Origin of the sequence: Alicyclobacillus acidocaldarius subsp. acidocaldarius Tc-4-1 (assembly GCF_000219875.1) — a bacterium.
Classification (GTDB): domain Bacteria; phylum Bacillota; class Bacilli; order Alicyclobacillales; family Alicyclobacillaceae; genus Alicyclobacillus; species Alicyclobacillus acidocaldarius_A.
Genome location: NC_017167.1, coordinates 81,985 through 102,451 on the forward strand (window position 1 = coordinate 81,985; position 20,467 = coordinate 102,451).

General features: G+C 64.8%; 17 protein-coding genes and 1 pseudogene. 7 read left to right on the forward strand and 11 right to left on the reverse strand.

The annotated features are described in order from the left end of the window. The first annotated feature begins 2 nt into the window (after positions 1-2). Complete coding sequence (locus tag TC41_RS00345; protein ID WP_014462974.1) at positions 3-2,075, forward strand: alpha-glucuronidase; 2,073 nt, start codon at positions 3-5, stop codon at positions 2,073-2,075. 115 nt (positions 2,076-2,190) lie between these two features. Beyond that, positions 2,191-2,799 carry a DUF2306 domain-containing protein gene (locus tag TC41_RS00350; protein ID WP_014462975.1) on the forward strand — a complete coding sequence of 203 codons (609 nt, stop codon included), beginning with the start codon at positions 2,191-2,193 and terminating at the stop codon, positions 2,797-2,799. 71 nt (positions 2,800-2,870) lie between these two features. Here the strand turns inward: TC41_RS00350 and mctP are convergent, their stop codons facing one another. From mctP to TC41_RS00380, 6 genes are all read right to left on the reverse strand, one after another. Further along, a complete protein-coding gene (gene mctP, locus TC41_RS00355) occupies positions 2,871-4,382 on the reverse strand; it encodes a monocarboxylate uptake permease MctP (protein WP_014462976.1) in 1,512 nt (503 codons plus the stop codon). 18 nt (positions 4,383-4,400) lie between these two features. Continuing rightward, positions 4,401-4,613 (reverse strand): DUF3311 domain-containing protein, encoded by a 213-nt coding sequence (locus TC41_RS00360; RefSeq protein WP_008337877.1) that lies wholly within the window; start codon positions 4,611-4,613, stop codon positions 4,401-4,403. A 236-nt stretch (positions 4,614-4,849) separates the two neighbouring features. Further along, positions 4,850-6,547: a two-component system sensor histidine kinase NtrB gene (locus TC41_RS00365; protein WP_014462978.1), complete on the reverse strand. Its 1,698-nt coding sequence runs from the start codon at positions 6,545-6,547 to the stop codon at positions 4,850-4,852. A 258-nt stretch (positions 6,548-6,805) separates the two neighbouring features. Then, complete coding sequence (locus tag TC41_RS16365; protein ID WP_158306702.1) at positions 6,806-7,477, reverse strand: FUSC family protein; 672 nt, start codon at positions 7,475-7,477, stop codon at positions 6,806-6,808. After that, positions 7,477-7,908 (reverse strand): hypothetical protein, encoded by a 432-nt coding sequence (locus tag TC41_RS16370; RefSeq protein WP_014462980.1) that lies wholly within the window; start codon positions 7,906-7,908, stop codon positions 7,477-7,479. The genes TC41_RS16365 and TC41_RS16370 overlap by 1 nt, the downstream gene beginning before the upstream one ends. A 148-nt stretch (positions 7,909-8,056) precedes the next feature. Next, positions 8,057-9,253: a glycosyltransferase gene (locus TC41_RS00380; protein ID WP_014462981.1), complete on the reverse strand. Its 1,197-nt coding sequence runs from the start codon at positions 9,251-9,253 to the stop codon at positions 8,057-8,059. A gap of 108 nt (positions 9,254-9,361) precedes the next feature. On the opposite strand from TC41_RS00380, the gene gmk reads away from it, so the two are divergent. Both gmk and TC41_RS00390 read left to right on the forward strand, forming a co-directional pair. After that, positions 9,362-10,156, forward strand: a complete 795-nt coding sequence (gmk, locus tag TC41_RS00385; protein WP_014462982.1) for a guanylate kinase — start codon at positions 9,362-9,364, stop codon at positions 10,154-10,156. Between the two features lie 12 nt (positions 10,157-10,168). After that, positions 10,169-12,124 (forward strand): sensor histidine kinase, encoded by a 1,956-nt coding sequence (locus TC41_RS00390; protein WP_014462983.1) that lies wholly within the window; start codon positions 10,169-10,171, stop codon positions 12,122-12,124. Here the strand turns inward: TC41_RS00390 and TC41_RS00395 are convergent. Further along, positions 12,109-13,230: a transglutaminase-like domain-containing protein gene (locus TC41_RS00395; RefSeq protein ID WP_014462984.1), complete on the reverse strand. Its 1,122-nt coding sequence runs from the start codon at positions 13,228-13,230 to the stop codon at positions 12,109-12,111. The genes TC41_RS00390 and TC41_RS00395 overlap by 16 nt on opposite strands. Positions 13,231-13,312: 82 nt before the next feature. Here TC41_RS00395 and TC41_RS00400 point away from each other — a divergent pair, with 82 nt between their 5' ends. Both TC41_RS00400 and TC41_RS00405 read left to right on the forward strand, forming a co-directional pair. After that, the gene (locus tag TC41_RS00400) at positions 13,313-14,251 is read left to right on the forward strand and encodes an oxidoreductase (RefSeq protein ID WP_014462985.1); all 939 of its coding nucleotides are present in this window, start codon (positions 13,313-13,315) and stop codon (positions 14,249-14,251) included. Positions 14,252-14,296: 45 nt separating this feature from the next. Next, positions 14,297-14,891: pseudogene (locus TC41_RS00405) on the forward strand (thymidine kinase). A gap of 44 nt (positions 14,892-14,935) precedes the next feature. Here the strand turns inward: TC41_RS00405 and TC41_RS00410 are convergent. Next, the gene (locus TC41_RS00410; protein WP_041695582.1) at positions 14,936-15,289 is read right to left on the reverse strand and encodes a DUF4406 domain-containing protein; all 354 of its coding nucleotides are present in this window, start codon (positions 15,287-15,289) and stop codon (positions 14,936-14,938) included. A gap of 170 nt (positions 15,290-15,459) precedes the next feature. Between TC41_RS00410 and TC41_RS00415 the strand changes: the two genes are divergently transcribed. Next, complete coding sequence (locus tag TC41_RS00415; protein ID WP_014462988.1) at positions 15,460-16,887, forward strand: NAD(P)/FAD-dependent oxidoreductase; 1,428 nt, start codon at positions 15,460-15,462, stop codon at positions 16,885-16,887. A gap of 82 nt (positions 16,888-16,969) precedes the next feature. Here TC41_RS00415 and TC41_RS00420 read toward each other — a convergent pair whose 3' ends face one another. The 3 genes from TC41_RS00420 to TC41_RS00430 are packed head-to-tail and all read right to left on the reverse strand — an operon-like array spanning position 16,970 to position 20,450. Next, positions 16,970-18,271 carry a phospholipase D-like domain-containing protein gene (locus TC41_RS00420; RefSeq protein ID WP_014462989.1) on the reverse strand — a complete coding sequence of 434 codons (1,302 nt, stop codon included), beginning with the start codon at positions 18,269-18,271 and terminating at the stop codon, positions 16,970-16,972. Positions 18,272-18,322: 51 nt separating this feature from the next. Then, entirely contained in the window at positions 18,323-19,096 is a 774-nt protein-coding gene (locus tag TC41_RS00425) for a glycerophosphodiester phosphodiesterase (protein WP_014462990.1), read from the reverse strand. A gap of 31 nt (positions 19,097-19,127) precedes the next feature. After that, complete coding sequence (locus TC41_RS00430) at positions 19,128-20,450, reverse strand: ABC transporter substrate-binding protein (protein ID WP_014462991.1); 1,323 nt, start codon at positions 20,448-20,450, stop codon at positions 19,128-19,130. Positions 20,451-20,467: the final 17 nt, after the last annotated feature.

Below are 20,467 nucleotides of genomic sequence, written 5' to 3' on the forward strand. Positions count from 1 at the left end.
CCTTGACGAACACCTCTCAGGGCGATCTCGACTACTGCGCTTGGTTGCAGGAGAGCCCTCTGACCCACGGTGTGCCGGAGGCGGCGCGGCGGATGGCGGTGTACGGCCCAGCCGATGATCCGGTGCTTCGCATCGCGGCGGCAGAGTGGGCGCGCGCGGTTCGCGCGGCGTTTGGAGAAAGCCTGGCGCCCTTGGCGGCAGATCCAGGTGGTGTGCCGAGTGCCCCCTGCGTCGCCATAGGGCTTTTGTCGGCGATGCCGCGCGGGCTTCGCGAAGCCGCGCAGGCTGCGCTCGCCGGCGTGCCTTCGGACGAGGCCTACGCCATCTTGCCGGTGGACGGGCAGGGCACCGCAGTCGTGTCGCGGACGCCCGCCGGTGTGCTGTACGGCGTGTTCCACCTGATTCGCCGCCTACGGCTTTGTGAATCGCTCCACGAGCCTTGCGTCTCCTCACCCAAGAACGCCTGGCGGATGCTGGACCACTGGGACAACGCCGACGGCACGATTGAGCGCGGATACGCGGGGAAATCGCTGTTTTTTCGCGGAGGACAAATCGATTTTGACGGGGCGCGCGTGCGGGACTACGCGCGGCTTTTGGCGTCCATCGGTGTGAACGCCATCGCCATCAACAACGTCAACGTGCACGAGACCGAGACGCGCTTCCTCACGGAAGCGCATCTGCCGAGCGTCGCGCGGCTGGCCGACGTGTTTCGTCCGTACGGCATCCGGCTGTTCCTCAGCATCAACTTCGCGAGCCCCGTCGATCTCGGCGACCTGCCGATCGCAGATCCGCTCGATCCGCGTGTCCAGGACTGGTGGTCTGCGGCGGCGGATCGCATCTATCAGCACATCCCGGACTTCGGCGGCTTCCTCGTGAAAGCGGACTCCGAGTTCCGCCCCGGTCCCTTCACCTACGGGCGCGATCACGCCGATGGCGCGAACATGCTCGCCCGAGCGCTGGCGCCTCACGGCGGCGTGGTCATCTGGCGTGCTTTCGTGTACAACTGCCTCATGGACTGGCGGGACAGGCGCGCCGACCGCGCCCGGGCGGCGTACGATCACTTCGTGCCGCTCGACGGCCGCTTTCTGGACAACGTCCTGATTCAGATCAAAAACGGGCCGATGGACTTTCAAGTGCGCGAGCCGGTCTCGCCGCTCGTCGGCGGGCTTTCGGCGACGAACGTGATGCTCGAATTTCAGATCACGCAGGAGTACACCGGCCAGCAGCGCCACGTGTGCTATCTCGCGCCGATGTGGAAAGAGGTGCTCGACTTCGATACGCACGCGCGCGGACCGGGATCGACCGTGGCTGAGATTGCGAGCGGCAGGCTGTTCGGGCGGCCGCACGGGGGCGTGGCGGGCGTCGCGAACGTGGGCGACGATGTCAACTGGACGGGACACTCGCTGGCGCAGGCCAACCTGTACGCGTTTGGCCGCCTCGCCTGGGATCCGTCGCTTGACCCGGCCGAGATCGCGCACGAGTGGGCGCGGCTCACGTACGGCGACGATCCGGATGTCGTCCGCGCGGTGGTGGGCATCCTCATGGCCTCCTGGCCGGCGTACGAGGCGTACACGGCGCCGCTCGGCGTGGGCTGGATGGTAAACCCAGGCCACCACGACGGGCCCAATCCGGAGGGGTATGAGTACTCGAAGTGGGGCACGTACCATTACGCGGATTGGCAGGGCGTCGGCGTGGATCGGACGATGGCCACGGGCACGGGCTACACCGGCCAGTACCACGAGCCGGTGCGAAGCCTGTACGAGCACCTGGAGACGTGTCCCGACGAGCTGCTCCTCTTCTTTCACCACGTGCCGTATACGCACGTGCTGCACTCGGGGAAGACGGTCATTCAGCACATCTACGATGCGCACTTCGACGGCGTCGAGGCGGTGGCCTGGATGATGGAGGCGTGGCGGCGGCTTCAGGGGCGGATCGATCCCGTCCGCTTCGAGCGCGTCCTCGCGCGGCTCGAGGATCAGATGCAGCGCGCCATCGAGTGGCGGGACGTGATCAACACCTATTTTTATCGAAAGTGTGGCATTCCTGACGAACGGGGGCGCCACATCTACCCGTGAGCAGGGATTCAAGCCATCGGCCGAGAAGGATACGGCGGATCTTGGCCGATGGAGGGGTTCTGTGGCGTCGTCTCGAATGAGGAAGAGGTTTGGGTGGGTTGGTGGAGCGGTCTTCTTGGCGGCCGCGCTGTACGTGGTGTACATGGCCTACGAGAGCTTCATCGCGGATCCGGGGGATGTGTCGTTCCTCGCGCACAAGACGGGCCTTCACCGCCATCTGTCGCACGGGGCGTGGCTCGTCGCCCTTCATGTTCACGTCGCGAGCGCACTCGTCGCCATCCTGGCTGGCGCGCTGAATTTCGGCTGGACGCGGGCCCGCGCGCACCCGGTGCTGCATCGCGCCTTGGGCTATGTGTACCTCGCCGGTGTCCTCGGCGTAGACGGGACGAGCGGTTATCTCGCGCCCGAGGCGACGGGCGGAGAGGTGGTCACCGTCGCCTTCAATTTGCTGAACGTGTACTGGTTGGTGACGGCGTTTCTGGTGTACTGGATGGCCCGAAAGCGCCGCCCTGACGCGCACAGGCGATGGACTGTAAGGAGCTACGTGTTTCTCGACACCAACGCGCTGAACCGCGGATTCACCTGGCTCGGCGTGCACGCCGCGGGGCTTTCGTTTGGTGCGGCGTACACCATGGCCGTCTGCCTGAGCATTGTGGTGAACGTTGCACTGGGCGAGGTTCTCGCCCGAACGCTGTATCCCTGCACTTCCACGCGGCGCGTATGAGTTTTGCACTTGCAGAACGAAACGGGGCCCAATGCGGGCCCCGTTTTGCGTGGTGGGTTGTGGCCACCCGATCACGCGGACGCATCCACGTCCAGGCGGTAGTCGGACGGGCTCGTCTCGTCTTCGCCGTTCGACAGGCCCATGGCCCGGAAGATGGCGCTGAGAACGATCACCACGATGACGTTGGCGATGAGCGCCCAGATGCCAGCGTAAGCGGTCACGCCGCCCACCGCGTAGCTTGTGGACTGGTACCCGGTGCTCGCCCACATGAGGAAGCCGAGCACGATGCCCACCAGCCAGCCGAGGAAGAGCCCACGGCGGTGGAACCAGCGCGTGAACAGGCCAAACACGACGGCCGGCAGCGTCTGTAAGATGAGGATGCCGCCCACTTGCTGCATGCTGATGGCGTACTGCTGCGGGAACCCGAGGATGAACACGAGCGCCAAGAGAATGATGATGAGCGACACAATCTTCGCCACGCGTGCCTCGTTTTCATGCGAGGCGTTCGGCGCGAAGAACGCCTTGTAGATGTTGCGCGTGAACAAGTTGGCCGACGCAATGGACATGATGGCCGCCGGAACCAGCGCGCCGATGCCGATGGCGGCAAAGCCAAAGCCTGCGAACCAGGTCGGGAACTCCTTCAGGAACAGGAGCGGAACGGCCTCGCTCGTCGATTTGGTGTGAACGCCCGCGGCGAGCGCCATGTAGCCAAGCAGCGCGATAATGCCGAGCGCAAACGAGTAGGCCGGCAACAGCGCCATGTTCCGCTTCACGACGCGGCGGCTGGACGCGCTGAACACGCCGGTGACCGCGTGTGGGTAGAGGAACAGCGCGAGCGCGGAGCCCAGTGCGAGCGTCCCGTACGTCGCATATAGCTTCGGCGACAGCGCGATGGACCCCGGCGGATGGTGCTTGGCGAGCGCCGCGGCCGACGCGTGGAAGATAGGCCCGAAGCCGCCCAGCTTGATGGGGATGAGGATGACCGCCACGATGATGGTGATGTAGATCATGAGGTCCTTCACGATGGCGATCATCGCCGGCGCGCGCAGGCCGCTCGTATAGGCGAACAGGGCCAGGATGATGAACGCGATGATGAGCGGCCAACTGCCTGGGATGCCCATGGCCGTAATGACGGCCTGCATGCCCGTGAGCTGCAGGGCGATGTACGGAATGGTCGCGACAATGCCCGTCAGCGCTACGACAAACGACAGCAGGCGATCTCCGTAGCGCCCTTGTACGAAGTCGGAGGCGGTGACGTAGCCTTTGGATCTGGCGACGGACCAGAATCTCGGGAGAATCAACAGGAAGATAGGATAGACGACGGTGGTATACGGCACGGCGTAAAAGCCTAGCGCGCCCTTGCCATACATGAGTCCCGGCACAGCGATGAAGGTATAGGCCGTGTACAGATCTCCACCGACGAGGAACCACGTGATGAGCGTGCCAAACCGGCGCCCCGCGAGTCCCCATTCTTCTAGGTGAGACAAATCGCCACGCCGCCATCTTGCCGCGACAAAGCCGAGAACGGCGACAAAGAGAAAGAAAATAATAAAAATAGAGAATGCAGTCCAGTTGATCTGCATGAATTCACCCCCCTACCCTCAGTCGTCTTTCAGGATGTTGTACAGAAATGCGGTGATGATGGCCGCGATGATGATCCAGAGCATCTGGTACCAGTAGAAGTACGGGATGCCCCACAGCTCCGGCTTGAGCGATCCGTACAGGCCCGGAAACAGCGATCCGATGACGGGTGCGAGGATGAGCAGGTACCACCACCGCTTCGCTTTGGTGGACGGCTTCTGGGTGTCGTTCACCGTGTGCACCTCCCTTCCGAATGGCTGGCGCTTGCCCATGTAAACAACCGATTGTTTTGTCTCTCCGGCTGTCAGCGCTTACAGATGGGCAGTGCGACACTATTTATAAGCTACGACAGGCTTGTTTGTCAAAGACATGCATTGGAAAGATGGCGGCAGCCGTGCACGCAAGGTGTGCTCGGCATCCGGGCCACGCGCCTTGCCCAATGTGCGGAAAAGGCGCGTGGCAAAGCGAGTCATCTCCGGAGCGTCGGAAGGTGCACTTCCACCACTGTGCCCGTGGGCGCCTCGGTGCGGCGCAAGTGGATCTGGCCGCCGTGCAGTTGCACGATGCGATGCGCCACCATCAGCCCGAGGCCTGTCCCCTTTTCCCTCGTGTGGTACAGCGGCTCGCCCAGGTGCTCGAGCACGGAGTCCGGAATGCCGGGCCCCGTGTCCTGGATGTGCACGATGGCCTCGGCCTCCGTCGCCGTGACCCACAGAACCACCCGTCCTCGCGTTTCTGCGGCCGCCTCGATGGCGTTTCGCAGGAGGTGAACCATCATTTGCCGCAATTGGCCTGGGTGGCCGAAAACCTGGGCCGGCGGCAGCGGCCCGAGATCGACCGGCACGCCTCGTTCGAGGGCGAGCGGTTCGCACACGCCGGCGGCGGTGCGGGCCATCTCGGCGAGATTGCACGGAATGGGTTTGACGGCCTCGGGTCTGGCGAGCACCATCAGGGCGTCGATCACGTCCTTCATCCGCTCGAGTTCGCCCCAGATGGCCTCGTATGCGCCAGGCGCAAGCTCGTCGAACTGTGAGCGAAACAATTGCACAAAACCCATCACGGTCGTCAAAGGGTTGCGAAACTCGTGCGCGATGCTCGCGGCGAGCTGGCCGACGGCTTCGAGCCGCTCCTCACGACGGCGGGCGGCTTCCCTGCGCAGGCGCGGCGAAAGGTCGCGGGCCTGGAGGATGTAGCTCGCGGAATGGGACGTGCCCGAACGGATGAGGGTGAGGCGCAGCGCGACGTCGACGCGCACACCGTCAATCTCGAGCGCCAAATCGTGCTCCTGGCCGTTTGCGCCGGCCGGCGTGAACAGCTCGTCGAAGCGGGCGAAGTCTTCGGGCGCGACGAGATCGAACACGGAGCGGCCGACGAAGGATTCGCGGCTGAAGCCGGCGGCGGCGAGGAAGCCGGGAGACGCGAAGGTGATTTCGCCGCTCGACGCGGCGATGAGGACGAGATCGGCCGAGTGTTCCGCGATGACGCGGTACGTTTGGCGCGCCGACTCGCATTCGTCGGCGAGGCGCGCGTGGGCGCGGGATAGCCAGAGGAAGCTGAACAAGAGCGCCGCGGTGGGAAGCGTGACGGCCCAATCCGCTTCGTGCGCGGAGAGAAGCGAGGCGAGCGACGCGGGAATGATGAGCGCGACTAGGTGAAGGCTGCGAAGCGCCGCGATCGCCGAGCCGAGTCGGCGCATGGCGCCTTGACCGCACGCGAGCGCGGCGAAGCGAACGAGCTCGAACAGGACGGCGGCGAGGGCGGATCGAATCAGGTAGGGCAGGGAAAGCGCGTCGTGAAGCACGGCGTAAGCTGGGACGAGCGCGAGTTGGCGCGCGCCGAGCGAGATGAGAAGGTGTCTCAAGTGCGTGCCTGTGAGCTTGCCTTCGACAGAACGAAGGAATGCGGCGATGACGCTGAACAAGATGGTGGTGCTCGCCGCCCAGAAGCCAAACTGATGGGCCGCCCACACGTAACAGAAGACAGACGTGGACCACTGCCGCCCGCCGGGAAGATGAAGGGGAAAAAGTTCGAGCGCGCACGCGGCGGCGATGAGCATCCAGATAAGGCTGTGGGTTTGCCCGTACAGGCCCCAGGCTGCGCAAAAAGGCACCGTCATCCCGATGATGAGTAGGGCATAGGGATAGGCGCGGCGAAAGACGTGGTTCAACGCAACAAGCGCTCCTTTGCGCGACGAGAGATTGGGCGCATGGGCGGGTTGTCGACAAGCCCCTGAAAAGCACAGAAAGAATCGGGACGAAGCCCCGATTCTTCCGCGCCGGCCAAGATGTCGAGTGATGCCAATCCCCCATGCATGTCGAAGTGTAGCGCATGGCGGCTGCATTGGAAAGCGAAACATGTCGAAACAAAGGGACAGGCGTCGAGATGAGGTGCAGACGTTCGGGTGGGAACGCCGCCTATGCGGGGTTCAGGCGCCGCGCGGCAGTCTCCACAAGAGCCTGAGCGCGAGCGCAATGGCGCAGCCGAGCAGCGTGTCCCATAGCCGAGCCTGGACGATGGCAGGCGCGCCGAGGCTGGCGTGTCCCGTCTCGGCAATGAGAATGGCGAGCGGCGTGATCAAGATGACCGCGAGGCCGTAGTTTCGCGGAATGAGGAGTTCAGCAACGGTCTGGAGTGCGAAGAGCACGAGCGCCAACTCCATCGGGCGGGGATGGGCGCGCAAGATGGCACCTGCGAGGACGACGCCGAGCGCGCTGCCCAAAGCGCGCTGGATGGCGCGGTGCAACGTGCCCATCACCGTCATGCCGACGAGGGTCGCCGCGCACCCGACGGCCGCCCAATAACTACGAGGACTGCCGATGGCGTGCGCAATCACGGCAGAGGCGAAGAGGCCGACCGCCATCCGGAGGGCGCCCATGAACGCCGTATCGCGGACTCGAAGATGCTTTCTCAACATTGGGGCGATCCGCCGCGCGCTCACGCGGCGAAACCGGCTCGCGTGCACTGGCACATGGCGAGGCCACGTGATGGCGAGGAGGACGGAGAGCAACCAGGCCACGGCCGCTCCGGCGAGGACGAGCGCTATGGACGGGGCTATGGCATGTCCCAGCGGCTGTCCACTCGCGATGGCGGCCGCCATCACAAAAAGAAAGGCCCCGGTGGCGCCATGGCGAGGGCGACGGCGACGTAAGTCGCGACAGCTCCTACGCACGCGAGTGCAGCGGCGCCCCCGTACGGGCTGAAGCTTGTCGCGGCGCCAATGGCAAAGGAGGCTGTGAGCCCCAGGCCGACGGCGGCCAGTTTGGCGGCAAGTCGAACGGCGGGCAAATCCGTCGCATAGATGCCGGTGAAGGCTCCAATGGACGCCAGGAGCCCATCCGCTGGGTGGTGGAACAGCGCGCCGAGCGCCACCACGGCAAACAGGCTGAGGCCGGCGGAGAGCGCTCGCCGCCATGGCCAAGGTGCCTTGCGCAGGAGAAAGGCGTGGTACACGCGCGCTTCGCCCGCATTCCGCGCTTCTGTCGCAAGCTGGGGCGGTGTGCCCCGGCGGATAGGTTGCCGAGCGTCCAACGCGGTCCTCTCCTTTCCCGTCCGGCGCTATGGCGCCGAACGCGTGATGCATCTCGCGCGATGAGACTCTCTTTCAATTTTCGCCCAGGGGCGGAGAGAGCGGCGCATGGTGAAAGCGGTTTGAGGTTGACATTTCGATGAACATCTCTTATGGGCGGCGCATTTCGTACGGCCGCCCCTTCCAGTGATCTCCTGTATGGAACCAGAACCGCCTGGCGGAATCGAGCGTCATGAGCGTGTACAGGAAGCCTGCCACGGGAAGCAGGGCGGATCGCGCCGGCGACAGGTGGTACCAGCGGAGCATCGGCACGAAGGTCGCGGCGAGAATGGCGTATGCGATTCCGCCAAGGCACAAAGCGTCGAGTCCCCCCTGCGCGCCCGCCAGAAGACCTGCGAGGCCGGCGATAAGAGCTATGGGGGGCACGGCGTACAAGAGCAGCATGCCGAGGGCGGTGCCCACGAGCAGCCAGGCGGAAAACCGCAGCTGCACGAACGCGGTGCGCGCAATCATCCGCCAGATCTCGCCGAGGCTTCCGTAGGCACGCACGCTCACCACGTCGTCGCCAAGCCCGAGCCAGAGGCGCCCGCCGCCATCCGCCACGAGCCGAGCGAGCGCACAGTCGTCGATCACGGCATTGCGAATGGGCTCAAGGCCCGGGGGCATGGGCAACAGGCGGCGCCGGACGAGCACGCATCCGCCCGCCGCGGCCGCGGTCCTTCGCCTAGGGTGGGACACCCACGCGAACGGGTACAGCTTCGCGAAGAAGTACACGAAGGCCGGAATGAGGAGCTTTTCCCATGGGCTCTCGGCCCTGAGCCGGACCATGAGCGAGACGAGGTCCAACCCGTCTCGCTCGGCCCGCGCCACGAGGGCCTGGACGCTCGTCGGTGCATGCGAGATGTCCGCGTCCGTGAACAGCACGTACGCCGCATCGTCCGGCACGTGCCTGAGCCCATTCTGCATGGCCCACACCTTGCCCGCCCACCCGGGCGGAAGCGCATCCGCGCGCACCACGCGCAGCCGGTCCGCCAGGCCAAGCTCCGCCGCAATGCGCTCGGCCACCTCCGCCGTGCCGTCTGTGCTGTGATCGTCCACGAGCACGACGTGGAACTCACCGGGATACGCCTGCGAGAGAAGCGTCGGAAGCGTCCTCGACAGGACGTCCGCCTCGTTGCGCGCGGGCACCACGGCCCACACGGCCGGCCACGCGTCGGGCGCCCTCGCCTCGGCCGCCATTCTTGCGGTATTCATGGAGAGCGCCGTGCGCCAATAGAAGCCGCGTCCGACAAGCAGAAAGATCCACGCCACGAGACTTACGGCCGCGGCCCAAGCCAGCGCCGTCATGGGGCAACGCTCCTTCCTTCGCGGCGCCTATCGCCGCGTTGTCCAACGATGCCTGTACAATTGCTTCTGAACTCAGTATACTGATTAGAAACTTGCGTGCGGGGACGGATGCCCGTGAGTCAAATTCGCTTTCACCTGGATCGGCTCCTGTCTGAGCGAAACTGGAAAGTTCCCGACCTGGTGAAACGGTCCGGTGTCAACAAGAACACGCTTTACGCCATGAAGAAAAACGCCATCACCCGCGTGGATCTCCGGGTGTTAGAACGAATTTGCGACGCGCTCGCGTGCAAGCTGTCCGATCTCATGACCTACGAACCAGAGGGGGAGACGCATACGAAGGGCCTGCTCTTCATCCTGTCCGGGCCGTCCGGAGCAGGAAAAAACACGCTCATCAACGCGCTCCGGGATCGGTACGATCTCGGCCTTACGTTCATCCCGTCGTTTTCGACGAGGCCGATGCGGCCGGGTGAGACGAACGGCAATCCCTACTACTTCGTGTCCCGCGAAGAGTTCATGCGCATGGCCGAGCGGGGCGAATTCCTCGAGTACGAAACCATCCATGGGAACTTGTACGGCACGCACCTGTTGAGTTACGAGCGGGCCCTCAACGAGGGCCGCATGATCATCAAGGACATCGACGTAAACGGCGCGCTCAACATGAAGCGCGTGTTTGGCGATCGCGTCATCCTGATCTACGTCCGCCCGACGTGCCTCGACGATCTCGAAGGAAGGCTTCACCACCGCGGCGACAAAGAGGAAGACATACGCATCCGCATGCAGCGTCTCAAGTACGAGGAGTCGCTGTCGGATCAGTTCGATTTCCTCATCTTCAACGATGACGTCGCCACCGCCACGGCGGAACTCGCCCACATCATTCGCACCTGCACGAGAAAGCACGCGTAAAGGCGGGACAGCATGCAGGTCAACGTTCATCCCCGCGTGCGCTTTTCGCTGCGCTACAAGATCATCGCCATCCTCTTTGGCGCCATGCTCGTGGTCCTCGCGCTCGGCGGGACGCTGTTTTACAGCGTCGCCAGGCAGCAGATGCTCAAGAGCGCGGACAAGCAGGCGCAGCTCCTCGCGCAACAGATTGAGCTCGAGGTCGAGTCGAGCGAGGCCGGGCAAGCCTACATCGACAACCTCCTCGGCAACGAGCTGCGCATCGCCTCCATCGCGATTGAAAAGCAACTCCGGCCCCACTGGCGGGACGTGACCAACGCTCAGTTGCGCCAGTTATCCGCAGAGCTCGGCGTGAGCGGCATCACGCTTCTCGCGCCCACGGCCGACGACATCGTGGGCGTGCGCTCGTCGGATCCGCGCGAGATTGGCCTTTCCACGCGCGGCATGGGCAAATGGTACATCGCTTTCCGCGATCTTCTCGCCGGAAGGCCCCAAGCGTCCACGTACGGCACCGCAGAGAAAAACTACTGGTCCGGGCCCTTCGCCAACGCCGCCTCCGATCCGTCCAAGGTCGACAAGTGGGGCTACTACTACGACGGCACGACGGACTACATCATCGATCCGTTTTACGTCCAGACGTCCATCCCCGGCTACGAACAGGTGGTCAGCGTCAACAGCACCATCCGCCACATCCTGGCGACCGAGCCTGACATCCTGTCCATCGCCGTGCTGAACAAGACCTTTGACGAAAAGCCGATTCGTTACTCGTACAAGGGCCTCTCCTGGATCGATATCGCCAATCAGCCCGTCATGTACGGCGCCTATCGGTATGCCGATCACGACCTCGACGTCAAGCTCAAAGACCGCGCTTTGTCCACGGGCCACATGCAGACGGCCCTCGATCACATCGACGGCACGACGGTGATGAAGGCGTTCATCCCCGAGTCGGAGCAGGGGAGTCGATACGTCGTCGAGATCGTGATGAACTACCACCTCATCACGGCACAACTGGCGGATCTTCTGCACGACATGGCCATTCTGGGCGGGGCGCTCCTCGTGCTGACTGGCGTGCTCTCGTTCGTCGGCGCGGAGCTCATCACGCGCCCGCTCAAGCGCATCACCGAGGCGGTGGACGAAATTGCCGACCGGAATTTCGCGGCGCACGTCGAGGTGGCGCGATCGGACGAGATTGGCGTGCTCGCCGCGCACGTGAACGAGATGTCGGAGAAGCTGGTGGAATATTTGCGCGAACTCACGCGCCGGGAGCGCGGCAGGGGCGTCGATTACCTCGTGATGGCTACCCAGGCGCTGGTGCACGAGCTCGGCACGCCGCTCGCCGCCATGCGGCAGATGGCGGAGCTCTTGCCGAGGATCGAGCCGAACCTCGGAGAGAAGGCGCGCGAGATCCTCGAGCGGATGCGATCCGCTTCTGAATACGCGAATCGAATCGCACGAGACTTCACGGCGTTCTTGCGCAACGGCATGCTGACCGTGAGGCGCCGCGACGTGGTGCGGCTGGTGTCGGACGCCGTTGGCCTGTGTTCGTCCATGGCCCAGGCCCGCCATGTGAAGCTCTCGTTTCGAAACGAGACCGGACATCGGCACGTGTACCTCGATGTGGATGAAGACAAGCTGTTTGGCGCCATCGTGAACCTCGTGAGAAACGCCATTGACGCCATTCCGGACGATCGCGCCCGGCGCGAGGTGGACGTGACGGTGAGAATAGAAGCCGAAGAGCTGCACATCGACGTGATCGACAGCGGCGTCGGGATCCCGCGGGACCGCTGGGACCGGATTTTTGTTCCGTACAGTTCCACGAAAAAGGGCGGGCTGGGCCTTGGGCTCACGTTCTGCGGCCTCATCGCCATCGCGCACGGCGGGACGGTGGGCGTGGTCCAGTCCAGCCCTCAGGGCACGCACATCCGCATGCGCCTGCCCCTCAAGCACGAGCCGATTCAGGTGGACGCGTAGATGGTGATGCGCGTGGTGAGCTTGTGCGTCTCGTCGAACAGGGTGGGCGGCACGTCAAACCACGCGTCCTGGGCGGAGCCCCAGGTGGGGTCCACCAGGATGTACCGGTCTTGGTTCGGAATCCACACCTCGTTCCACGCGTGGGACCCTTCCACCCCGCCGGTCACCGCCACGCCCTCGTCGATGCGCACGGTCAGACCCACGGCATGCGCCATGTCCGCATAGAGGAGCGCGTAGTCGGCGCACACGCCCTTTCCGGTCTCGAGCGTGGTGAGCGGGGACTGAGCGTCCCATTTGCCATCGTAGACATAGTCGTCATATTTCTTCCAGTCGTAGTGGATGTGGTGGATCTCCCACTCGTACAAGGCGCGCGCCTTGGCGTACGGAGAGGTTAAGCCGCGCGTGATGGCAAGGGCTTTTTCGGCCACCGGCTTTGGAACGACCAGGATGCCTGTCTCCTCGCCGGGGCCCGTGGGCACGACGAACAGAGAGATATCGGCTGCCACGGTCTGCGCCGCACCTTTGGCCAAAATCGGCATTTCCCGCTCCGCGACGGGCCGAAGCCATGGCGTGTAGACGTGATGCGAAAGCCAGCGGTACGCGGGCGACGCCTGGGCGGCTCGCGCGAGGGCCGGCGCCGAGACGTACTGGAGAACGAGAAACACGCAAGCGCCGGCGGCCGCGGCGCGAACGGCGCCGAGCGCGCCGCCGACCACGAGCCCGCCGGCGCGGCTCAAGGCGCGGACGCGTCCCCGCGGCCGGATCCACCTGGCGAAAAGTGGCGCGAGCAGCGCTCCGATGGCGGACGAGACGATGAGATACGCGGCGAGAAACGCTATCCAGTTGCACAGCCTCGGAGATTGCTGCCAAAACGCGGCGAGATGCGCTAGCCAGCCTGGCACAAAAGCGCGCTGGCCATCCTCCAGGACGAAGTTGCGGATGGAGCGGCTCGCCGCAAAGGCGGATGCGGACGAGGCGACCACCTCGGCGACAAATGCCGCGGTCTGTACAAGCCTCCGCGACTCTCGTTCAAATCCGCGCCGCAAGCCCGACAAGGCCGAAACCGCCACAATCGCCCACAACACCCACTCTAGCCAGTCGTTCACCGGAACACCTCCAGGTCTTCAGTCTATCCCGATTCCCGCCGATGGAGTAGTATGAGGGATAGACATCGGCTGGCGCGGGGGGATGCGTGTGGCATGGACGGCGGATCAGATTCCGAATCTCAAGGGGAAGTGGGCCGTCATCACGGGATCGAATAGCGGCATCGGTTGGCAGGCGGCGCGTTGGCTGGCGAAGCGCGGCGCGCGGGTCACGCTTGCGGTCCGCAACCGCGGGCGCGGCGAAGACGCCAAGGCCCGCATCCTGGCGGAGGTGCCGAGCGCGGAGGTGGACGTGCGCCTGTTGGATCTGGCCGATCTCGACAGCGTTCGGTCGTTCGCGGAGGCGCTCGTGGCGGACGGCCGGCCGCTCGACCTGCTGATCAACAATGCGGGCGTGATGGCCACCTCATACGGCACCACGCGCCAGGGCTATGAGCTTCAGTTCGGTACCAATCACCTCGGCCACTTCGCGCTCACGCTTCAGTTGCTCCCGATTCTCGCCGGGACCACGGGCGCGCGCGTGGTGACCGTAAGCAGCATGGCGCATCAGATGGCGAAGCGCCTCGATCTCGCGTACGTGCGCGGGAGTGGGCGCTATAGGCGATTCCAGAGCTACGCGCAGAGCAAACTCGCGAATCTCCTCTTTGCCTACGAGCTTGACCGGCGCCTCAAGCGCCGCGGACTCCCCTTGAAGAGCATCGCGTGCCATCCCGGGTTTGCCGCAACGTCCCTCGTGGAAAACGGCATGCTGAAGAGTTCCTGGGCCAAGCCGCTGGCTCGGGTGGTGAACCGCTTTGCTCAGCCGAGCGAGATGGGCGCGCTTCCTACGCTGTACGCCGCTACGCATCCGGACCTCGAGGGCGGCGAGTACGTCGGTCCTGACCGGGGATCTCGGGGATATCCCGTCGTCATGAATTCGTCCCCGGCTTCTCGCGATCTCGCCGCAGCGCGCGAGCTTTGGAGCGCCTCGCTCGACATGGCCGGCATTCCGCGCGATGCCTGGTACGCGCTCGAGGACGAATGAATCCGCGCCATCCTGTGCTCCCGGGAGCCAGAAAGAGGGATACACGTGGCGAAGTTGTACTTTCGCTTTGGGCAGATGAACGCCAGCAAGTCCATCCAACTGTTGACCGTTGCGCACAGCTACGAGGAGCAGGGCAAAAGGTGGCGCTTTTACGCCTGCCATCGACGACCGGTACGGGCGCGGCGTCATCGCATCCCGGGTGGGCATTTCGAAGCAGGCCCTCGTCGTCGAGGAGGACACTGACCTCTTCGAGAGCGTGCGCGCGCAGATGCCCGACTGTGTGCTGGTGGACGAGGTTCAGTTTCTCCGCGCCTATCACGTGCAGCAGCTGGCGCGCGTGGCGGACGATCTCGACATTCCCGTGATCATGTACGGCCTGCTCAAGGACTACCGCAACCGCCTATTCGAGGGCAGTGAGGCGGCCATCCTGTGGGCGGACCGGATAGAAGAGATCAAGACCATCTGCGCGCATCCCGGCTGCGACCGCAAGGCGACGATGATTCTCAAGGTCAAGGACGGGCGCCCGGTGTACGAGGGCGAGCAGATTGAAGTCGGCGGGAACGATCTCTACAAATCCGTCTGCCGCAAGCACTACTTTCACCCGGACGTGGAGGGCCTGATGCGCGCCACGGGCCCGTGAGGCAAGCGTTCAGCGGCGCAGTGCTCCGCCCCGGCGCCTCGGTGTCACAGTTCGAGCGAAAGCTGGATGGCGGGCGCCTTCGCCAGGTCCTCTTCCGCCGCGCGAAGACAAGCGGTAAGCGTATAGACGGGCATGTTCAATTGGCATGCCACGTACACTTCCAGTCGGGCGCCGCGCGAGCGTTCCCATCCGGGAAGGGTCACGACGGCGTCCGCATCCATGAGCATGCGGATGTCGCGGCGCATGGCGGCATACCAATCGTCTTCGGGCGAACCATACTCGGCCGGGTTGATGACCTCAAGGCCCCGCGCTCGGAGCGCCTTTGCTGCCTCCAGGAACGCCGGACGATTCCCGTGCGGGAGCCCTGTCATGGGACCGGACAGATAGACGCGCTTCACGTGATCTCGCCTCCCCAGCATCTTGAGTCCAGAATATGCGAACATGTGTTCGGTGTCAAGAGGGTGGCGCAATCTCCTTGGCGAACGTTTTGTCTTTATATACAATGAACGTTCGGATCACGGGGGGCGAAACGGTTCGCCTCAGGCCGCGATAACGAGGAGGATTTCGCATGGCTGAGCACTACGACGTGATCATCGTGGGCGCGGGGCCCGCCGGACTCTACGCCGCCTACGAGTTGGTGGAGAAGGCGCCGAAGCTCAAGGTGCTGCTCATCGACAAGGGCGTGGAGGCGCGGTTTCGCCACTGCCCCATCATGGAGGGGCGGATCGACAAGTGCCCGCCGCCCAACAAGATCAAGACGTACGCGAGCTGCTGGCCCGCGTGCGGCGTCATCAACGGCGCGGGCGGCGCGGGGAGCTTTTCGGACGGCAAGTTCAACATTACCGCCGAATACGGCGGCTACCTGACGGAGTACCTGCCCGCGAGCGAGGTGCTCGGGCTCATCGAGTATGTGGACGCCATCAACCTTCGGCACGGGGCACCCGACGCCGTGACGGATCCGTCCACGCCCGCCGTGGCTGCCATCGAGCGGCGGGCCATGGCTGCCGGGCTCAAGTTGCTTCGCGCGCGAGTCCGCCACATCGGCACCGACAAGAACCTGGAGCTCATCCAGTCGCTGTTCGAGCACCTCGGCCGTCACATCGATCTCCGGTTTCGCACCTTCGTCGAGGACATTGTGGTGGAGGGCGATCGCGTCGGCGGCGTGATCCTGCGCGGGGGCGAGATGGTCCGAAGCCGGTACGTGCTGCTCGCGCCGGGGCGGGACGGGGCGACGTGGCTGTCCGACTTGTTCCGTCGCCACAAGCTCAAGATGACCAACAACCAGGTGGACATCGGCGTGCGCGTGGAGACGTCGAACGTGGTCATGCAGGAGTTGAACGAGCACCTGTACGAGGCCAAGTTCCTGTTCCAGTCGCCTGCGACCGGCCTCATGGTGCGGACGTTCTGCGCGAACCCGTCCGGCCACGTCGTGATTGAAAACCACACGGGCGTCATGGCGGCCAACGGCCACGCGTATCACGATCCGGCGCTGGGATCGCAGAACACGAACTTTGCGCTTCTCGTCAGCCATCGGTTCACCGAGCCGTTCGACAAGCCGAACGAGTTCGCCAAGAGCATCTGCCGGCACGCGAACGAGCTGTCGAACGGGTCCATCATCCTGCAGAAATACGGCGATCTGCGCAAGGGCCGCCGATCCACCCCTCAGCGCATTCGCGAAGGGTTTGTGGAGCCGACGCTCAAGGAGGCCGTACCGGGCGATCTCGGCCTGGTGCTGCCGTACAAGACGATGGTCGCGCTGATGGAGATGATGGAGGCGCTCGACAAGGTGGCGCCTGGCGTCGCGAGCGATCACACGCTGTTCTACGGCGTGGAGGCGAAGTTCTACGCTGCGCGCGCCGAGGTGGGGCCGGATCTGCAGACGAAGATCGACGGGTTGTACTGCGCGGGCGACGGTCCGGGCATCTCGCGCGGAATCTCGCAGGCGGCCTCGTGCGGCGTGCACGTGGCGCGGCAGATCGCAAAGCGCGAGGCGTGATGGGCAGGCGGCGCGTGCCTGACGCGCAAGGGAAAGGCCCAGGGTTGTCTAGGGTCCTGGGCCTTTTCGCCGTGCGCCGGTGTCATCGCGAGACGTGCACCAGCTTGCCGTCCTGGAAGTACAGCCGCGCGCCGTTCGGATACGTCCAGACGGTCTCGGGCCTGCCGTGGTACGTGGTGGACGAGATGGACGACGGCGGTCCCCACTTCGCCCGCGCCTCCGACTCGGAAATCCCGAGCGGCAAGTAGGGATATGTCCTGCCTGAGCTCGCGGACTTCCCGCTTCCGGATGTCCAGGTGTCGGACGTCCCGGATGCGCTCGACAACGGCTGTGCCTTCTGCCAATAATGGGAAAACCATGCCTCTGCCTGCGCACGCACGAGGGGCTGGGTGACGACCATGCCGACCTCCCGGTTGTCGTTGAGCGAGTTGGCGGAGAGGTTCTCGCTGCCGACGAAGACGGCCTCCGTGCCCGCAATGAGTTTCGCGTGCACGTAAGGCGACGACAGAAGGCGCACCTGCACGCCGTGGTTCGCGAGCATGCGCGCGTTCGCCATCTCCTCGCTGTCGATGGAGGACGGGAGCAAGAGCTCGAGCTGGCGGCCTTTCGCCTCCATGGCTGCCATGACGTCCGGGGCGTCGTACAGCTCCTCCTCGGCCATCATGACCGGGCCGGGCTGGCGGATCTGATTGGCGAGCGCCTCAGCCGATCCCGGCGACACAATGAGCGCGGGCGGGAGGCTCGGCCGTGGGCGGCCCGACCAGTCCGCCTGGAACAGGGCGTCGAGATCGGCTGGGAGGATGCCGCCGTCGATCTCGACGTTGTCCTCGAGGTTGGCGCCGCCATCGAGAGCCGAATACGTGGCGTTGGCCGAGCCGACAATGGCGACGCGCCCGTCCACGACCAGGTACTTGGCGTGATCGTAGCTCGTCGCGGAGGGCGACCACGTCTTCACCTGCACCTTCGAGCCGCGGAACATCGCGAGTTCCTTCGAGACAGCGTCCGGGAAGTCGTAGGGGTGGCTGTCCAGGATGACGCGCACCGCCACGCCGCGCGCGGCGGCCTGCTTGAGCGCGTTGGCGATGTTTTCGTCGGTGAGCAGATAGACGTTGTAATCCACGCGCTGGCGCGCCCGACTAATCGCCTTCACCCACGGCGCCGATCCGGCCCCGGGCTCCCCAATCCAGGTGAATTGGCTGGCGGACGCCGCGATGGAAGCGACGCCTTTCGAGGGCGCGGCGCCTGTCGACTTGCCATGGGCAGGTGCGCTGTTCACCGCGTTTTGGGGCGCGACGTTTGCCGGGCCGCACGCCGTCAAGAAAAGCAGGGCGGGTGCCAGCGTGGCGGTCAGCCTGAGCCGAAGCCGACCTTTGTTCACGCGCATCGCTCCCTCTGTGAAATGGTGATCCGATTGTAACAAATCTCTCCCCTGCCATCACGCGGAGGGCGGCGTGGGCGACGGGACAGCCTTGGTGACGGTTTGCCTCAGCCGGAGATCGTCCAGAATGATGCCAGACACCCGGCACGCAAGCGCCCGGTTCACGGCCATCTCGTCCTTCGCGGTCCACGCGTACACGGCGAGGTGGTGGGCTTTGGCCTCGGCCACAAACAGCGGATCCAGGTGTTCGATGTCGGGGTGGAGGCTCTGCGCGCCGAGGCGCTCCGCGAGCTGAATGGGCTCGAGCAGGCGCCCGGTAAAGAGCACGCCGAGGGCGATGTCGCGGTCGAAGCGGCGGATTTCGGCCAGCGCGGCGTGATCGAAGGAGGAGAGGAGGACGCGATCCCGCGCGTTGTGGCGGTAGATAGCGCCAAGCACGCGGCGGATGAGCTGGCGGGTGTGCGCGACGGGACTCGTCTTCAGTTCGATGTTCAGGCACATGTTCGGCACGGTCGCGAACACCTCGTCGAGCGTGGGGATGAGCGTGCCGCGAAAGCGGGCGTCAAACCACGATCCGGCGTCGAGCTTGCGCAAATCTGAGAGCCGCATGTCGGCTATCAGGCCGCTGCCGTCGGTCGTCCGGTCGACCGTCGGATCGTGCAGGACCACGACGCCGCCGTCGCCCGTCAGGCGGACGTCGAGCTCAATCATGTCGGCGCCCAACTCCGCCGCCCGCACGAAGGCGGGCAGCGTGTTCTCCGGGCACTCGGCGGACGCGCCGCGGTGGGCGATATAGAGCGTGTCGTCGCGCATCAGGAGTTCTCGGATCATGCGAAAACCTCCTTGCCATCCAGCGCGGTCATCATCCGAGATTTTGATCGGCGGCTTCTGCGGCCTGATGCATGGTGGCTGCGACGGGCTTACCCTCGTCGAAGATGCCTTGCAGCGCCTGTTGCACCGGCTGCAACACGGCCAGGTACGCGGGGGACGCCGGCGAAGGATGCTCGTACTGAAGCTCCTCGATGGCGGTCCGGTACTGCGGGTGCTGCTTCAGATATGCCTGGTAGACGGGATCCTTCAAGTCCGCCTTTTGCACAGGCAGGTAGCCGGTCTCGGTGGACCATTGGACCGACTGCTTGGGCGAGGTCCACCACTGAATGAACGTCCACGCGGCTTTCTGCTGCGCAGGTGTGGCGTCCTTGAAGATGGCGAGATCGCCACCGCCCGGCGGGACCGCGAGCGTCTTGCTGCGCGGCAGGAGCGCGGTGCCCCACTGGAACTTGTCGCCCACGCCCTTGGTCACCTTGCCCGCGCTGCCGATGGAGTCGATGTCCATGGCCACCTGGCCGTTGATGAAGTCCTGCGTCATGAGGTCCCAGTAGTTCGGCCCCGTCTCCACCTTCGCGTAGCCCTGCTTCACGAGCGACTGCTCCGTCTCCAGGATGGAGAGCGCGGGCGGCTGGTCGAACGTGGCGCGCTTCAAATCGGCCGACAGAATGGAGCCGCCGCCGGACTCCACCGCGTACTCCCACGGCCACCAGTCGACGAGCGGCTCGAAGCCGTAGATTTTGTTCGATCCGGCCCCGCTCGTGAGCTTCTTCGCGTCCGCCGCGAGTTCGGTCCAGTTGGAAGGCGGCGAGGCGATGTGCGCCTTCGCGAAGAGCGTCTTGTTGTAGTAGAGCACCGGAACGCTCCGATTGAACGGCACCCCATAGTACCGGCCCTGGTACTGCGTCGAGACGAGGATACCCGGCAGGAAGTTGGACGGCTTGTCGATGCTCGACGACTGCATTAGGTTGGTGAGATCGAGCAATTGCCCGCTCGCCGCGAACACCGGCATCGCGTGCACTTCAATCTGCGCGATGGTGGGCGGATCGCCCGCCTTGATGGCCGCGAGCAGCTTCTGCTGTTCCTCGCCGCCGCCGGAGTAGCTGCCCTGGTACGTGGCCACGACCTTGATGCCGGGGTGGGTCTTGTTGAACTGCTGCACCATCTGCTGAATGTCTTGGCTGAGCGTCGTGCCGACGCCGTACCAGAAGGTGATGGTCACGGGCTGACTGGATGCCGCTGCCTGGCTGGCACTCGTCGCTGTCTGCCCGCCGCCGTTTGCGGCGGTGCCGCACCCCGTTGCCACGAGTCCGAGCGCCAGGAGCGCGCCGGATTTCCACAGTCGATCTCGCTTCATGTTTTCCCTCCCAATGT

Excerpts from the sequence above, each read along its gene's own strand:
- mctP (WP_014462976.1), bottom strand. The coding sequence starts at position 4,382 with ATGCAGATCAACTGGACTGCATTCTCTATTTTTATTATTTTCTTTCTC.
- TC41_RS16365 (WP_158306702.1), bottom strand. The coding sequence starts at position 7,477 with ATGGCGGCCGCCATCGCGAGTGGACAGCCGCTGGGACATGCCATAGCC.
- TC41_RS00380 (WP_014462981.1), bottom strand. The coding sequence starts at position 9,253 with ATGACGGCGCTGGCTTGGGCCGCGGCCGTAAGTCTCGTGGCGTGGATC.
- gmk (WP_014462982.1), top strand. The coding sequence starts at position 9,362 with ATGCCCGTGAGTCAAATTCGCTTTCACCTGGATCGGCTCCTGTCTGAG.
- TC41_RS00390 (WP_014462983.1), top strand. The coding sequence starts at position 10,169 with ATGCAGGTCAACGTTCATCCCCGCGTGCGCTTTTCGCTGCGCTACAAG.
- TC41_RS00400 (WP_014462985.1), top strand. The coding sequence starts at position 13,313 with ATGCGTGTGGCATGGACGGCGGATCAGATTCCGAATCTCAAGGGGAAG.
- TC41_RS00415 (WP_014462988.1), top strand. The coding sequence starts at position 15,460 with ATGGCTGAGCACTACGACGTGATCATCGTGGGCGCGGGGCCCGCCGGA.
- TC41_RS00420 (WP_014462989.1), bottom strand. The coding sequence starts at position 18,271 with ATGCGCGTGAACAAAGGTCGGCTTCGGCTCAGGCTGACCGCCACGCTG.
- TC41_RS00425 (WP_014462990.1), bottom strand. The coding sequence starts at position 19,096 with ATGATCCGAGAACTCCTGATGCGCGACGACACGCTCTATATCGCCCAC.
- TC41_RS00430 (WP_014462991.1), bottom strand. The coding sequence starts at position 20,450 with ATGAAGCGAGATCGACTGTGGAAATCCGGCGCGCTCCTGGCGCTCGGA.